The 14,465-nt window shown below is 53.6% G+C and carries 15 protein-coding genes and 3 tRNA genes; 8 read left to right on the top strand and 10 right to left on the bottom strand.

Annotation, left to right across the window (positions count from 1 at the left end):
- Window positions 1–14: 14 nt before the first annotated feature.
- The gene (locus LJA86_RS09980) at window positions 15–239 is read right to left on the bottom strand and encodes a DUF2594 family protein (RefSeq protein WP_008500345.1); all 225 of its coding nucleotides are present in this window, start codon (window positions 237–239) and stop codon (window positions 15–17) included.
- Window positions 240–705: 466 nt separating this feature from the next.
- Here LJA86_RS09980 and uvrY point away from each other — a divergent pair, with 466 nt between their 5' ends.
- The 6 genes from uvrY to LJA86_RS09950 all read left to right on the top strand — a co-directional run bounded on the left by uvrY (window position 706) and on the right by LJA86_RS09950 (window position 4,242).
- Window positions 706–1,362 (top strand): UvrY/SirA/GacA family response regulator transcription factor, encoded by a 657-nt coding sequence (uvrY, locus tag LJA86_RS09975; protein WP_008500346.1) that lies wholly within the window; start codon window positions 706–708, stop codon window positions 1,360–1,362.
- Window positions 1,359–3,191 carry an excinuclease ABC subunit UvrC gene (gene uvrC, locus LJA86_RS09970; protein ID WP_008500347.1) on the top strand — a complete coding sequence of 611 codons (1,833 nt, stop codon included), beginning with the start codon at window positions 1,359–1,361 and terminating at the stop codon, window positions 3,189–3,191. The genes uvrY and uvrC overlap by 4 nt, the downstream gene beginning before the upstream one ends.
- 56 nt (window positions 3,192–3,247) lie before the next feature.
- Window positions 3,248–3,796: a CDP-diacylglycerol--glycerol-3-phosphate 3-phosphatidyltransferase gene (pgsA, locus tag LJA86_RS09965; protein ID WP_048029399.1), complete on the top strand. Its 549-nt coding sequence runs from the start codon at window positions 3,248–3,250 to the stop codon at window positions 3,794–3,796.
- A 152-nt stretch (window positions 3,797–3,948) separates the two neighbouring features.
- Window positions 3,949–4,024 (top strand) — tRNA-Gly (locus tag LJA86_RS09960).
- A gap of 46 nt (window positions 4,025–4,070) precedes the next feature.
- Window positions 4,071–4,144: transfer RNA gene (locus tag LJA86_RS09955), tRNA-Cys, on the top strand.
- Window positions 4,145–4,155: 11 nt separating this feature from the next.
- A tRNA-Leu gene (locus LJA86_RS09950) sits at window positions 4,156–4,242 on the top strand.
- Window positions 4,243–4,525: 283 nt separating this feature from the next.
- Here LJA86_RS09950 and LJA86_RS09945 read toward each other — a convergent pair.
- The 6 genes from LJA86_RS09945 to LJA86_RS09920 form a co-directional block, all read right to left on the bottom strand.
- Window positions 4,526–4,987, bottom strand: coding sequence for an OB-fold putative lipoprotein (locus tag LJA86_RS09945; protein WP_229226083.1), 462 nt, complete (start codon window positions 4,985–4,987; stop codon window positions 4,526–4,528).
- 206 nt (window positions 4,988–5,193) lie between these two features.
- Window positions 5,194–5,910: an ABC transporter ATP-binding protein gene (locus LJA86_RS09940; RefSeq protein WP_229226082.1), complete on the bottom strand. Its 717-nt coding sequence runs from the start codon at window positions 5,908–5,910 to the stop codon at window positions 5,194–5,196.
- Window positions 5,907–6,782: an ATP-binding cassette domain-containing protein gene (locus tag LJA86_RS09935; protein ID WP_229226081.1), complete on the bottom strand. Its 876-nt coding sequence runs from the start codon at window positions 6,780–6,782 to the stop codon at window positions 5,907–5,909. The genes LJA86_RS09940 and LJA86_RS09935 overlap by 4 nt, the downstream gene beginning before the upstream one ends.
- Entirely contained in the window at window positions 6,779–8,053 is a 1,275-nt protein-coding gene (livM, locus tag LJA86_RS09930; protein WP_229226260.1) for a high-affinity branched-chain amino acid ABC transporter permease LivM, read from the bottom strand. Before livM ends, LJA86_RS09935 begins: the two co-directional genes overlap by 4 nt.
- 11 nt (window positions 8,054–8,064) lie before the next feature.
- Window positions 8,065–8,979, bottom strand: coding sequence for an ABC transporter permease subunit (locus LJA86_RS09925; RefSeq protein ID WP_032646250.1), 915 nt, complete (start codon window positions 8,977–8,979; stop codon window positions 8,065–8,067).
- Between the two features lie 99 nt (window positions 8,980–9,078).
- Window positions 9,079–10,200, bottom strand: a complete 1,122-nt coding sequence (locus LJA86_RS09920) for a branched-chain amino acid ABC transporter substrate-binding protein (RefSeq protein ID WP_023312277.1) — start codon at window positions 10,198–10,200, stop codon at window positions 9,079–9,081.
- 423 nt (window positions 10,201–10,623) lie between these two features.
- Between LJA86_RS09920 and LJA86_RS09915 the strand changes: the two genes are divergently transcribed.
- On the top strand, window positions 10,624–11,292 hold the full coding sequence (locus LJA86_RS09915) for a YecA family protein (RefSeq protein ID WP_048223766.1): 669 nt from the start codon (window positions 10,624–10,626) through the stop codon (window positions 11,290–11,292).
- A gap of 156 nt (window positions 11,293–11,448) precedes the next feature.
- On the opposite strand, the gene tyrP is transcribed toward LJA86_RS09915, so the two are convergent.
- Window positions 11,449–12,660 (bottom strand): tyrosine transporter TyrP, encoded by a 1,212-nt coding sequence (gene tyrP / locus LJA86_RS09910; protein WP_229226080.1) that lies wholly within the window; start codon window positions 12,658–12,660, stop codon window positions 11,449–11,451.
- A gap of 229 nt (window positions 12,661–12,889) precedes the next feature.
- Here tyrP and LJA86_RS09905 point away from each other — a divergent pair, with 229 nt between their 5' ends.
- Window positions 12,890–13,231: a hypothetical protein gene (locus LJA86_RS09905; protein ID WP_048223763.1), complete on the top strand. Its 342-nt coding sequence runs from the start codon at window positions 12,890–12,892 to the stop codon at window positions 13,229–13,231.
- Between the two features lie 36 nt (window positions 13,232–13,267).
- Here LJA86_RS09905 and ftnA read toward each other — a convergent pair whose 3' ends face one another.
- The gene (gene ftnA / locus LJA86_RS09900) at window positions 13,268–13,765 is read right to left on the bottom strand and encodes a non-heme ferritin (RefSeq protein ID WP_014884366.1); all 498 of its coding nucleotides are present in this window, start codon (window positions 13,763–13,765) and stop codon (window positions 13,268–13,270) included.
- 202 nt (window positions 13,766–13,967) lie between these two features.
- Window positions 13,968–14,306: a YecR family lipoprotein gene (gene yecR / locus LJA86_RS09895; protein WP_045908178.1), complete on the bottom strand. Its 339-nt coding sequence runs from the start codon at window positions 14,304–14,306 to the stop codon at window positions 13,968–13,970.
- Window positions 14,307–14,465 lie beyond the last annotated feature (159 nt).

Here is a 14,465-nt window from a genome sequence, read left to right as displayed (position 1 = left end):
CCAGCCGTTTTTTGTTACTGGCGGTAGGCTTGCTTGATTTGCTTAACGGTGTTAGCAAATACCGCTGATTCAGCCTGGTCTTCCATCTCCGCGATTTGTTTTTCCATTTTTATGATCACACGGCCGGCATCAGCCTGGCCCATCGCCTGCAGCATCAGCGTCAGCAGTGCCTTCAGGCAGTTTACTTCCTGTGCCAGTTCCTGGTTATTCTCCGCAGTGGCAAATTCAGGTGTGCTCATTTATTTTCCTCATTATTAAACGGCGCTAGAGCGCGACGACGAAAGTCAAGGCGGCGGAGTATACCACAAGCTAACGCAAAAAATGCAGCGGTTGTTTTTCGTACTTTTACGCGGGTGTTTAATTGCGTAAACAGAACGTACCGGTAAACTCAACGAGGTTAATGACTATTAATTGTTTAGGTCGGGTCCGCTTGCCGTTAATTATTGTTACAAAAAGTTGTTCCCTGTTTTTGTGCAGGTTAAGGCAGCACGTTTTTTTGTAACTTTTTGAATACAGATGATTAAAAAAAGCCGCAAGAGCCCTAAAAACACGGGCTCTCTTTCCACCGCCTGTACAGGCTAATTTCCAAAAACGAGAGCAAAATCGAATAGCCGGTTTTTTAACGTTTTAATCTTGTCATGAAAACCGTTAATATAAACCAAATTATCACTCAGTAGCGTTATCCCTATTCTGGAGACATTTCCTTTGATCAACGTCCTTCTTGTTGATGACCACGAACTGGTGCGCGCAGGGATACGACGCATTCTTGAAGATATTAAAGGTATTAAAGTTGCCGGTGAGGCATGCTGTGGTGAAGATGCGGTAAAATGGTGCCGTACTCACTCCGCCGATGTGGTGCTGATGGATATGAACATGCCCGGTATCGGTGGTCTTGAGGCAACACGCAAAATCGCGCGTACCTTTGTAGACACCAAAGTCATCATGCTGACCGTGCATACCGAAAATCCACTGCCCGCGAAAGTGATGCAGGCGGGGGCCGCGGGTTACCTGAGTAAAGGTGCTGCACCGCAGGAAGTCGTCAATGCTATCCGTTCCGTGTTTGCCGGACAGCGTTATATTGCTTCCGACATTGCTCAGCAGATGGCGCTGAGTCAGATTGAGCCCGAGAAAACCGAATCACCGTTTGCCAGTTTGTCCGAGCGGGAATTGCAGATTATGCTGATGATCACCAAAGGTCAGAAGGTGAATGAGATCTCGGAACAACTGAATCTCAGCCCGAAAACGGTAAACAGCTATCGTTATCGGATGTTCAGTAAACTGAACATTCATGGTGACGTCGAACTGACGCATCTGGCCATCCGACATGGTTTGTGTAATGCGGAGACGTTGTTAAGTCAGTGAGTGATGTGTTCGATTCAAAAGCATTTCTGAAAACCGTAACCAGCCAGCCTGGCGTCTATCGCATGTATGACGCTGGCGGTACGGTTATCTATGTGGGGAAGGCAAAAGATCTTAAAAAACGCCTTTCCAGCTATTTTCGCAGCAACCTGGCCTCCCGTAAGACCGAAGCGCTGGTCTCACTCATCCAGAATATTGATGTCACCGTCACGCACACGGAGACAGAAGCGCTGCTGCTTGAGCACAACTATATTAAGCTGTACCAGCCGCGCTATAACGTCCTGTTGCGCGATGATAAATCCTATCCGTTTATCTTTCTGAGTGGCGACACCCATCCGCGCCTCGCCATGCACCGTGGTGCAAAACATGCGAAGGGTGAATATTTCGGACCGTTCCCCAACGGCTATGCCGTGCGTGAAACGCTGGCGCTGCTGCAAAAAATCTTCCCGATCCGCCAGTGTGAAAACAGCGTTTACCGTAACCGCTCGCGCCCGTGCCTGCAGTACCAGATTGGACGCTGCCTGGGGCCGTGCGTGGCTGGACTGGTGAGTGAAGAAGAGTATGCGCAGCAGGTGGAGTATGTGCGCCTGTTCCTGGCCGGTAAAGACGATCAGGTGTTAACGCAACTGATCGCGCGGATGGAAAAAGCCAGCGCCGCACTCGAGTTCGAAGAGGCCGCGCGTATCCGCGATCAAATCCAGGCGGTGCGCAGAGTCACGGAGAAACAGTTTGTCTCGAATACCGGTGACGATCTCGACGTGATCGGCGTGGCCTTTGACGCCGGGATGGCCTGCGTGCATGTGCTGTTCATACGCCAGGGCAAAGTGCTTGGCAGCCGCAGCTATTTCCCGAAAGTGCCTGGCGGTACCGAACTGGGCGAAGTGGTGGAAACCTTTGTCGGCCAGTTCTATCTGCAGGGGAGCCAGATGCGCACGCTGCCTTCTGAGATCCTGCTCGATTTTAATCTTGACGATAAAACCCTGCTGGCCGATTCGCTCTCTGAACTGGCGGGGCGCCGGGTCAATGTACAAACCAAACCGCGCGGCGATCGTGCGCGCTATCTGAAGCTGGCGCGGACCAACGCGGCAACGGCGCTGAGCACGAAGCTGTCGCAGCAGTCGACGGTGCACCAGCGTTTAACGGCCCTGGCGGCGCTGCTGAAGCTTCCGGAAGTGAAACGGATGGAGTGTTTCGACATCAGTCATACGATGGGGGAACAGACGGTCGCGTCCTGCGTGGTGTTTGATGCTAACGGCCCGCTGCGCGCCGAGTATCGCCGCTATAACATCACCGGCATCACGCCGGGCGATGACTATGCGGCGATGAATCAGGTGCTGCGTCGTCGCTATGGTAAAGCCATAGAAGAGAGCAAGATCCCGGATGTGATCCTGATTGACGGCGGGAAAGGGCAACTCGGCCAGGCGAAAGCGGTATTTGAATCGCTTGATGTCAGCTGGGATAAAAACCATCCGCTGCTGCTGGGCGTCGCAAAAGGGGCCGATCGTAAGGCCGGTCTGGAGACACTGTTCTTCGAGCCGGAAGGTGAGGGCTTCAGCCTGCCGCCGGACTCTCCGGCGCTGCACGTCATTCAGCATATTCGCGATGAATCGCACGATCACGCCATCAGCGGTCACCGCAAAAAACGGGCGAAGGTGAAAAACACCAGCTCACTCGAGACGATCGAAGGCGTGGGGCCAAAACGTCGCCAGATGCTGCTGAAGTATATGGGCGGATTGCAAGGATTACTCAACGCCAGCATGGAGGAAATTGCAAAAGTGCCGGGTATTTCGCAAGGGCTGGCAGAAAAGATCTACTACTCGTTGAAACATTGAGGGCTCTGTAGCAACATAGAGCTAAATTTTACTGACAACAAATAGTTACCGTCACTATGCAATATAACATCCCTACGTTGCTCACTCTTTTTCGTGTCGTACTCATCCCGTTCTTTGTGCTGGCGTTTTACCTGCCGGTTGTCTGGGCACCCTTTGCCTGCGCATTGATCTTCCTTATCGCAGCGGTAACAGACTGGTTTGATGGCTACCTTGCGCGCCGCTGGAATCAAAGCACCCGTTTCGGCGCCTTCCTCGATCCGGTGGCGGATAAGGTGATGGTCGCGATTGCGATGGTGCTGGTGGCTGAGCACTATCATACCTGGTGGGTGACGCTGCCTGCGGCAACCATGATCGGCCGTGAGATTATTATCTCTGCGCTGCGCGAGTGGATGGCGGAACTGGGGAAACGCAGCAGCGTGGCGGTCTCCTGGATTGGAAAAGTGAAAACGACGGCGCAGATGGCGGCGCTGGTTTGGATGCTCTGGCGTCCGAACGCCTGGGTTGAGTGGGCGGGGATTGCCCTCCTGTGGGTGGCGGCAGTCCTGACGCTGTGGTCAATGCTGCAATATTTGAACGCTGCGCGCGGGGATTTGCTTGATCAGTGATCGTTTCGCCGTAATTTTCAGCAAACGATCCGGGGATGCAAAAAATAACGTTGACTCATAACGTCATATCAGTAGAATGCAACGCATCGAACGGCGGCACAGCAAGCCGGACGATAGTGAAATCAAGTGGTTAGACGTTTACTTGATGACATGCGGGAATAGCTCAGTTGGTAGAGCACGACCTTGCCAAGGTCGGGGTCGCGAGTTCGAGTCTCGTTTCCCGCTCCAGATTAAAGACATGCGCAACAGCGGGTGTCAGTTTGAAAAGTTTTACGGCGCGTTAGCAAAGCGGTTATGTAGCGGATTGCAAATCCGTCTAGTCCGGTTCGACTCCGGAACGCGCCTCCACTTTCTTCCCTGGCCGGATGGTGGAATCGGTAGACACAAGGGATTTAAAATCCCTCGGCGTTCGCGCTGTGTGGGTTCAAGTCCCACTCCGGCTACCATGGGAAACAAAGAATAATCAAAGCAATAAGCAGTGTCGTATAAACCACCGAAAGGTGGTTTTTTATTTTCTGAATTTCACTCTTCCGTCATTCAAGCTATTCAATAGTATCCTGGCCGGCTACATATTTACGTCTTCATATGGATTTCTTGCCCCGATAATGCAACTCAACTGGTGCGTGGGGTGATGGGGTTTATGTAGGCATATCTGGAATCGATTAGGATTATGATGTTGAAGACATCATGAGCGGGAGAATGGAATGGGAGGGCAACCCTCCCGATTCGTTATTTTGCAAATAAACAATCTCGTCCAGCTGGTGCACCCATTACTCGGATCATTTTTTTACAAATCACAGTGACCTGCTGACCTTTTTTCAATGCTACGGCGGTGGACTTTTCTGAGTTTTCCATCTCCATTCGTGCAGGCATGAACTGGTTGTCTGTTTGTAAGCCGATGATAATGGAGTCTGTAAAATCTTTATCAATGGACTGTACAACACCCTTGACTGCGATGAGCTTACCCTTCATGTTTTCATCGGTTGCGACTTCATTCTCTTCATAAGCTTTAAAAAGCTCTTTCGCGGAGGTCGTATACACTTCTTTTTGCGGTACTGACTTCTGCGTATCCGTAACGGATGCAGAAGACGAAGTCGCGCCTGCTTGCGATTTGTCGTCTTTACCGACGATGTATCCCAGAACCATCAAAGCAATAAAGATATAGAAAATCCATTTAATAAATTTCTTCATGTAATTACCTGTTAGCTAATAGTTTTACTGTGTGAGAATGTGAAGATATCACTTTATTACTTTATCGCATAAGGACGCTTATTGCATATAAAAAGGATTTACACGAGTAAATTATTTTATCCCTTTTCAAGGGAAGCATTATTGGGATATCACGAAAGGGTAGCCTCGGACTATATGTGGTTTGTTGGTGCATGAACATTGTGTAGTTACACCCCGCCCAAATACGCCTTCCTCACCTCCTGATTCCCCAGCAATTCCTCACCGCTGCCGCTCAGCCGGATCTGTCCGTTCACCATCACATACCCCCGGTCAGACAGCTTCAACGCATGGTGCGCATTCTGCTCCACCAGAAAAATGGTCATACCGCTGCGGGCCAGCTCTCGCAGCGTCTGGAAGATCTGCTTCACCACAATCGGGGCTAAGCCCAGGCTGGGCTCATCCAGCAGCAGCAGCTTCGGACGGCTCATCAGCGCCCTGGCAATCGCCAGCATTTGCTGCTCCCCGCCGGACATGGTCATCGCGCGCTGTTTACGGCGCTCTTTAAGGCGAGGGAAAAGGTCAAACATGGTTTGCATATCTTCAGCTGCAAACTGATTGCCGATGGGAATGGTCCCCATCAGCAGATTCTCTTCAACGGTCATATCCGGAAAGATTCGTCTGCCTTCCGGTGCCTGCGCAATGCCGCCGGACGCGACGTAGTGGGTGGATTGATGGCTGATGTCTTCACCACAGAACATGATCTGCCCGCTGCGGATACGGGGTTGACCAAAGATGGACATCAGCAATGTCGATTTACCCGCGCCGTTTGCGCCAATCAGCGCCACGGTTTCCCCCTTATTCACCTCAAGAGAGACCTGCTTCAGCGCCTGAATGACGCCGTAAAACACATCCACTTCGCGAAAAGCCAGCAGCGGTTCGCTCATAGGGAGACCTCGCTTTCATCCGTGCCCAGGTAGGCGGCAATGACCTTTTCATCATGCTGGATCTGCTCGGGTTTCCCCCTGGCAATCACATCGCCGTGGTCGAGCACGATAATTTCGTCCGAAATTTCCATCACCATCCCCATATCATGCTCAATCAGCAATACCGTGATGTCATGATGATCTCGCAGAAAGCGAATAATCCCGCTCAGCTTGTGCGTTTCAACCGGGTTCAGCCCCGCGGCGGGTTCATCCAGACAGATCATTTCCGGCCCGGTACACATTGCCCGGGCGATTTCCAGACGCCGCTGCTGGCCGTAGGACATTTCTCCCGCCAGGCGATTGGCGCACTCCACCAGATCCACCACTTCAAGCCAGTAAAAGGCTCTGTCCAGGGCGTCGCTTTCCGCCCGCCGGTAGGACGGCGTATTCAGGATCCCGGCGAGCAGATTGCGGTTCACCCGCATATGCTGCGCCACCAGCAGATTTTCCACGACCGACATCTCGCGAAAAAGACGGATATTTTGAAACGTGCGCGCCAGCCCGGCTCGGTTGACCAGATGGGTTCCGCCTAACATTTTGTAGAAAAGACGCTGCCCGAGCTGCGCGGGGTTAATCCAGTCGCCGGGCTGGAATTTTTGCCCGAGTACCTGAATGACGTTGGTCGTTTTATGGCGGGTATTAAATAAAATGTTGCCGCCAGAGGCTCTGTAGAAGCCCGTCAGGCAGTTAAAGACGGTGGTTTTTCCCGCCCCGTTTGGCCCAATCAGGGCGGTAATGGAGCCGCGCTGCACGTCCAGGTTGACGTCATTCAGGGCCTTAATCCCGCCAAAATGCATCATCAGATGCTCAACGCGTAATATTGTTTCGTTCATGGCGCGACGCCCTTACGCACGGCAAATCCGCTGCGGTTAATGCGGATCAAACCGCGTGGACGCCAGATCATCATGACCACCATCAGCATGCCAAACAGCAGGACGCGGTACTCGGCAAAACTGCGCAGCAGTTCCGGCGTGACCGTGAGCACGAAGGCGGCCAGCACCACGCCCAGCGTCGAGCCCATACCGCCCAGCACCACAATGGCGAGGATCAGTGCCGATTCAAAGAAGGTAAAGGAGGTTGGATTCACGAACCCCTGATAGGTGGCGAAGAACACCCCGGCAATGCCCGCGGTCGACGCACCCAGCGTAAAGGCGGAAAGCTTCACCAGAACATGGTTCAACCCCATTGAGCGGCAGGCAATTTCGTCTTCACGCAGGGCTTCCCATGCCCGGCCAATCGGCATGCGCGTCAGGCGGTGCTTGATGTAGAGCACCAGCATCACCACCAGAAAGAGCACCGCGTAGATAAAGATAAACTTCATGTTCGGGTTGTAGGTCAGGTGGAAAAACTCGTGGAAGGGCACGCCGCCTTCTTTCGCGCGTCGTCCAAATTCCAGACCGAAAAAGGTCGGGGGAGGGGCAGACACGCCGTTGGGTCCGCCGGTGAAGGTCAGCCAGTTGTTCAGTATCAGGCGAATGATCTCCCCGAATCCGAGGGTGACGATGGCCAGATAGTCACCGTGCATGCGCAGCACCGGGAAGCCGAGCAGGGCGCCTGCGGCGGCAGCCATGATTGCCGCGAGCGGCAGCATGCTCCAGAACCCTAAACCGAGATACTGGTATCCCAGCGCCAGACCGTACGCACCAATCGCATAGAACGCGACATACCCCAGATCCAGCAGACCGGCCAGGCCCACGACGATGTTCAGTCCCAGGCCAAGAAGCACGTAGATCAGCCCGAGGATGGCGACGGTTAGCACATACTTTGTGGCGACAAACGGGAAGCAAACCGCAAGAGCAATCACCAGGGGAATGATCCAGCGCATGCGGCTTTTGTAATCCGGAGGTCGGACATAAACGCCCGCGCTGTCGGCCTCGAAGCGCGCCTGGAAACGGGCCCCGGCAGCGGTACCTAAAAAAGCGCTCAACAGAAAACGCCCGAACATGACGATGCCCACCATCCAGGCCAGGCGCTGCCCGGCGAAGGTAAAGCTATACCCGTCCAGCACCACGCCCGCGATGGGGCCGAAGATAATCAGCGCAATCAGCCCGGAAAAAATCGCGTCCAGAATGCCGCGTTTAAGTGAGAAACCGTGTGATGTCATCATTCTCTCCCTCACACTTTGGCCACTATTGGGCGCCCGAGCAGTCCCTGGGGACGGAAAATAAGGATCATGACCAGCAGGCCGAACGAGAAGACGTCTTTATAGTCCGAGTTCACCATGCCCGAGAACTGCGCTTCCGCCACGCCCAGGATAAGGCCACCGAGCATGGCGCCGGGAAGGGAGCCGATGCCGCCAAGTACCGCCGCCGTGAAGGCTTTAATACCGATCACAAACCCTACGTAGAAATCAAAGGTGCCGTAGTTCATGGTGATCAGCACCCCCGCCAGGCCCGCCATCGCCGCGCCGATGACAAAGACCAGCGAAATAATTCGGTCGGTGTTAATGCCCAGAATGGAGGCCATTTTGCGATCCTGCTGGACCGCGCGGCACATCCGTCCCAGCCGGGTACGGTTGATTATCCAGGTGAGCACCAGCATGCCGGCAAACGAGGCAACCAGGATAAACACTTTGGTGTAGGTTATCTGCACGAACCCTTCGCCCAGATGCAGGCGAATGACGCCGTCCAGCATGGTCGGTACCCCTTGCTGGCGCGGGCCCTGGCTCAGCTGCGCGTAGTTTTGCAGGATAAGCGACATCCCGATGGCGGAGATCAGCGGTGCCAGGCGCGTGGAGTTGCGTAGCGGCTTGTAGGCGATACGCTCGATAGTCCAGCCGTACACCCCGGTAACCACAATGGTGAACACCAGCGTGCCGAGGATCAGCAGCGGGAACGACTGCAGGCCGAAGAACGAGAGCAGCGCCAGGCCAATAGCGCAGAGATAGGCGGAAATCATATACACTTCGCCGTGGGCGAAATTAATCATGCCGATAATGCCGTACACCATGGTGTAACCGATGGCGATCAGGCCGTAGACGGAACCCAGCGTTAAACCATTGATTAACTGTTGCAGGAAGAATGTACTCATCTTAGCGCGCTCGTTTTATAGGCTGCGCGAGCCGCGCAGCCTGATGTTTATTACGCGCCGACGGGAGAGCCCGTCGGCGTTGAGCGTGACTCCGTCCCGTTACTGCACTTCCTTATACTTTCCTTTGTCGTCCCACTGGTAAACCACGTAGTCAGAGACCTTCAGATCGCCTTTGCTGTCCCAGGCTTTTTTGCCCATCACCGTGTCGACGGAATTGGCCTTCAGCCACTCGCTGGCTTTGGCAGAATCCTTGCCGCCGGTGGCCTTGAAGGCCGCGGCAATCGCCTGTACGGAGGCATAGGAGTAAAGCGTGTAACCTTCCGGCTCGAATTTACCGGCGCGGAATTTCTCGATAACCGCTTTGCCGTCCGGGATCAGGCGCGGGTCTTTACCGAAGGTCATGTAAATGCCGTTGGTATATTGCGGGCCGCCCGCGGCGGTCACCATCTCCTCGTTGACGATGCAGTCCCCGGAGAAGAATTTTGCCTGTACGCCCTGTTCACGCATCTGGCGAACCAGCGGACCGGCTTCCGGGTGACAGCCACCGAAGAACACGACGTCCGGTTTTTGCGCGCCGATTTTGGTGACCAGCGCGTTAAAGTCTTTTTCACCGCGGGATAACCCCTCGTACATCACATCCTGAACCCCGCGTTTCGCCAGCGCCGCTTTGGTGGCGTCAGCCAGACCCTGACCATAGGTGTCTTTGTCGTGAATGATCACCACGCGTTTGGCTTTCAGTTTGTCGATGATGAAGTCGCTGGCAACCTGACCCTGCTGGTCGTCACGGCCGCACATGCGGAACATATCGCTCATGCCGCGTTCGGTAATCAGCGGGTTGGTTGAACCGGGGGTAATGGCGATGATCCCCGCATCGCTATACACCTCGGAGGCGGGCATGGTGGAAGAGGAGCAGAAATGGCCGACCACGGCGTTGACTTTATCCTGGTCAACTAAACGGTTGGCAACGGCGACGGCCTGCTTCGGCTCGCAGGCATCATCTCCCTGAACCAGTTTGATCTTCTCACCATTAATGCCGCCGGCGGCATTAATGTCTTCAGCAGCCTGCGTTGCGCCGTGCCAGTATTGATCACCATAGGTCGCATTGGGACCCGTAAACGGCCCGGCCACGCCAATCACAATATCTGCCCGGGCGGAAAACGCCGTCACCAGACAACCGGCCAGCACAAGAGAAAGAGGAGTTCTGATAAATTTCAGCGACATTATTATGTTCCTTAGCAAAGAGGTTTTTGCACCACGGCGTAAACCCGAACGCCCGACGGCGCAGCCAATCCGAAACACGAACAAGAACAAAATGCACTAAACGAACAAGATACAGACGGCATCCTGCATATACGGCGAGGTATCCCTGCGCAGCGTCGCGCGAAGAACATTAAGCAAAAACGTTGCCAGAATGGTTAACCCCTTGACGGGCTTGTGACATGTTTGAGTATAGAGCGCCGCGTTATGCCGCCTTGCGGGAGGAGAAGAAATTACAGCGGAGATCACATATCGTTAACAATAAAGCCCATAAGTTGTGCAAAGGTCACGGTTTGCACGTTTTTGCAGCAATAAAGACCTAAACTTCAGCCCGGAGAGGCGTGAGATATGTGTTAGGATCTTTTCCTTTTTGCAGGAGTGTCAGCGATGACTGAAGGCCCATTGAATGAAAGCGAGATGGCGTGGCTTGAAGAGACGTTAATGTCTTACGGTCATGATGACGCGTCCGTGATTGACGTGTCCGAACTGGACGGCATGCTTACCGCAGTGCTTTCCGGCCCTGTTGTCGTTGAGCCAGATGCCTGGCTGGTGGCGGTGTGGGGCGGCGAGAAATATATCCCGCGCTGGAAAAACGATCGTGAGATGAACCGTTTTATCGATCTCTGCTTTAAGCACATGAACGATATTGCCGAGCGCCTGAGCGAATACCCGGATCAGTTCGAACCGATGTTTGGCTATAACGACGTGGACGGAGAGAGTTATACCGTGGTGGAAGAGTGGTGCTACGGCTATATGCGCGGCGTGGCGCTGACGGACTGGTCAGCTTTGCCGGAAGCCCTGAAGGCCGATCTTAATACGATTGCACTGCACGGTACAGAAGAGAACAGCGACAAGCTGGATGAACTGTCCGAAGAGGAGTACATCGCCAGCATCGAGAGCATCCAGCCTGCGGCACTGCGCCTGTATAACTACTGGGCGAACAACCCGCAGCAGCCGGAAGCGAAGAAGCCGATTGTGAACGGCACGAAGGTCGGGCGTAACGATCCGTGTCCTTGTGGCAGCGGGAAGAAGTTTAAGAGCTGCTGTTTGCACTGATCAATTTTATATTAACTTAGGTGGATTTGTTTCGTTCACCTCCATTCAGCAGGTAGGCCGGGTAAGCGCAGCGCCACCCGGCAAGAAAGACGGTATCAATATAAATGATGGGGTTTGTCATCAATCTCAAGGGGCTGATGACAGTCCCTTTTTTATTTAACCCACTTCCGGCAGTATCCCGGCTGCAATCAACACCTGCACCAGAATAATCACTACCCCGCAGCCAAACACAACGCACAGCAGCGGTTTTCCCCCCGCCACGCGGTAACCCTGCTGCGGATGCTGCTGGCGGCTCTTCCAGGCCAGCAGGGAGGGGAGGAGCAGAGCAAGGATCGAGAGCGCCACTCCCGCGTAGCCCAGCGCCATCACAAACCCGCGTGGATAAAACAGCGCGAACGCCAGCGGCGGCAGGAAGGTGATCGCCCCCGTCTGTACCCGTCCTGCGGCAGTATTGCGACGCTGGAACAGGTCGGCCAGATAATCAAACAGGCCAAGCGCCACGCCCAGGAACGAGGTTGCCAGCGCCAGGTCGGCAAACAGGTGTACCGCCAGCTCCACGTGCGGCGAGGTGACAACCTCGCGCAGTGCCAGCAGAAAACCGTTCAGTCCAGCGTGTTGCGCCATCAGCCCAATAAAGGTTGAAGAGTCGATGCTGCCCAGGGTCACCAGCTGCCAGAAAATATAGGCGATCAGCGGGATCGCGCTGCCAATCACAAAGACGCGGCGCAGCTTGCGAATATTGCCGTTCATATAGCTGACGATACTCGGCACGCTGCCGTGGAAGCCAAACGAGGTAAAAATGACTGGGATCGCGGAAAGCGCCAGACCTTTTTCCAGCGGCAACGTCAGCAGGTTGACCTTATGCACGTGCGGCGCCAGCAGGACCAGCATGACAATCAGGAAAAGAATTTTGGCGCTGAACAGAAAACGGTTAAACAGATCGACCAGCGACGTCCCGACGCAGACCACGCCGCCGCCGATGAGCGCAAAGAAGATGGCGCCCGTCGCAGGGGTAATGTCAGAGCCAAACCAGTCGTTGACGCTGGAGGCGATCAATTCCCCGGCGCCGCTGATATAGGCGGCGGTCAGGGCGTACATCAGGAACATCATGCTAAAGCCGGTTATCCATTGGCCATAGCGTCCCAGATAGCGCGCCGCAAGCGAACCCAGACCGGTATCGGCGGGTACGTGCTGGTAAACCTCAAGCAGCAGCAGGGCGGTGTAACACATCAGCGCCCAGAGCATGCCCAGCAGCAGCAGGGTCATGCCAAATCCCACGCCCGCGGCTGCCAGAGGCATTGCCAGCATTCCTGCGCCAATTGTCGTTCCAGCGACGATAAAAATACTTCCCAGAGTTCTGTTTTTCACGCTTTCCTCTACAACGCTTCTTAACCGCGACAAAATCTGCGGCGCAGAGTAAGGGAAAAGCCGTAACTCGTCAAATCACCGTTACAAGAGGTGTAAAAAATTGTTTACGAATTAATGACCCTCCAATCCTTTTTAGGCCTATGCCTACCTCATAAGGGCGATACTGCTGCACGACATTCCGGCGTAACGTAAACAATAAATATAAATTATCAAATAAAGTGAGGGTGTTATGGCGGGGGAGAATCCTTTTACCGCGGCATGGAGCCGGGGAGGCAACCTGTTGTGCCATGGCCACTGGATAATCAGCTGGCAGAACCAGCCCCTGAATCTTCCCGAGTCCCGTCGCGAAAAGGATATGGGCACCTGGGGGATCTATTCGGTTATTGATCCTGAAGATGAGACCTTTGCACAAGGCTTACAGGAAGATGAGTGGATTATCGAGAATGTCGACTGGTTGACGGATTTGTTCTACGAGAAGGGGATTCCGCTGGAGACGTGCAGCTACCGCTATTTTTACCAGGCCGTGAATCCCCACGACTGGCGCTGCACCAGCTGTGCCGGGTGTATGTAAATTAACGCGGTACCGGAAACCGGCACCGCGCTGAAATTAATTCTGCGTATCAAGCGTGGAAAGTTCTTTATCAATAAAGTAAAGACCTTCACCGGATTTACCCACCAGCGATAATTTATCCAGCACGGATTTAAACAGCTTCTCTTCTTCATGCTGTTCGGCTACATACCACTGCAGGAAATTAAAGGTTGGATAATCCTGGCTGGTCATCGCAGCATGAACCAGTTCGTTAATTTTCTGCGTGATCAGCTGCTCGTGCTCGTAGGTGGCGCGGAACAGTTCATCAAGAGAATTATATTCAGCAAAAGGGGAAGCCACGGTTTCAATGCGCGGCAGGCTGCCGGTATCCGTCAGATAATCAAACAGACGCTGCATATGGGTCATCTCTTCCTGCGCGTGACGACGCAGAAACGCGGCCGCGCCTTCGAAACTGTGGTAGCTGCACCAGGCGCTCATCTGCTGGTAGAGCAGGGACGAAAACAGCTCAAGGTTCATTTGTGCGTTGAGCTTGTCGATCATTTCAGTTTTCAGCATGGTGACGCTCCGGGTTATTATTTCTGGTTCACAATGAGCGACACTATAATTTGTTATTTAATTATTTGCAAAACGTAAAATCTTTATTTTATTTATTAAAAATACGAATGGGAATAAAACGCATTGGCGATTTATTATTTATTAATGAGAATTGTTTTTGTTCGTAATGAAATAAACTGCCAGCACAGGCTGGCAGTCTGGATTAATACCACGGATTATTTGACTTAGGGTTAACGGCGTAACCCAGGCATTTATACTGGATAGTCACGCTCTCGTTCAGACACAACGAACCGCTAATGAGGGTGCAGGTTTTGATGGGCTGACCATAGGCCGAGGCAGTGGCATACCCCATATTTTGACAGGCTTTTACCGCCGTGCCGTTGTTCACATACTCATCGGAATACGCATTTTGCAGCGCTGCCTGGCCGTAATCGAGGCGGACGATGCCGTTCGGCGCGTCGAGGCTGCTGACTTCAGCCTGGCGGTTAATACTGCACCCCGCGAGCAGCAGGAGTGTGCCGGCTACAATGACTCTTTTCATGGTTCGCTCTGAGTGGATGGAAATACGTTATCGTACCCGCAGATGCCCGCCGCAATGGCTGGAATAGCCGGACAATCTGCCCTCACTCTTCGCAACGGGTCAGAGGTGAACGCCATCAGGCCACTGGCTGATTAAATTGTGATGTTTGTCACAAAAGTA

This window comes from Enterobacter sp. TCD1-1 (assembly GCF_020567405.1).
Taxonomy (GTDB): domain Bacteria; phylum Pseudomonadota; class Gammaproteobacteria; order Enterobacterales; family Enterobacteriaceae; genus Enterobacter; species Enterobacter quasiroggenkampii.
The sequence above is the reverse complement of the archived record's forward strand: the minus strand, read 5'-3'. Positions and strand labels throughout refer to the sequence as shown.

Excerpts from the sequence above, each read along its gene's own strand:
- livM (WP_229226260.1), bottom strand. The coding sequence starts at position 8,053 with ATGACATCACACGGTTTCTCACTTAAACGCGGCATTCTGGACGCGATT.
- ftnA (WP_014884366.1), bottom strand. The coding sequence starts at position 13,765 with ATGCTGAAAACTGAAATGATCGACAAGCTCAACGCACAAATGAACCTT.
- pgsA (WP_048029399.1), top strand. The coding sequence starts at position 3,248 with ATGCAATATAACATCCCTACGTTGCTCACTCTTTTTCGTGTCGTACTC.
- LJA86_RS09915 (WP_048223766.1), top strand. The coding sequence starts at position 10,624 with ATGACTGAAGGCCCATTGAATGAAAGCGAGATGGCGTGGCTTGAAGAG.
- LJA86_RS09940 (WP_229226082.1), bottom strand. The coding sequence starts at position 5,910 with ATGAGCGAACCGCTGCTGGCTTTTCGCGAAGTGGATGTGTTTTACGGC.
- LJA86_RS09980 (WP_008500345.1), bottom strand. The coding sequence starts at position 239 with ATGAGCACACCTGAATTTGCCACTGCGGAGAATAACCAGGAACTGGCA.
- yecR (WP_045908178.1), bottom strand. The coding sequence starts at position 14,306 with ATGAAAAGAGTCATTGTAGCCGGCACACTCCTGCTGCTCGCGGGGTGC.
- LJA86_RS09935 (WP_229226081.1), bottom strand. The coding sequence starts at position 6,782 with ATGAACGAAACAATATTACGCGTTGAGCATCTGATGATGCATTTTGGC.
- LJA86_RS09925 (WP_032646250.1), bottom strand. The coding sequence starts at position 8,979 with ATGAGTACATTCTTCCTGCAACAGTTAATCAATGGTTTAACGCTGGGT.
- LJA86_RS09945 (WP_229226083.1), bottom strand. The coding sequence starts at position 4,987 with ATGAAGAAATTTATTAAATGGATTTTCTATATCTTTATTGCTTTGATG.
- LJA86_RS09905 (WP_048223763.1), top strand. The coding sequence starts at position 12,890 with ATGGCGGGGGAGAATCCTTTTACCGCGGCATGGAGCCGGGGAGGCAAC.
- LJA86_RS09920 (WP_023312277.1), bottom strand. The coding sequence starts at position 10,200 with ATGTCGCTGAAATTTATCAGAACTCCTCTTTCTCTTGTGCTGGCCGGT.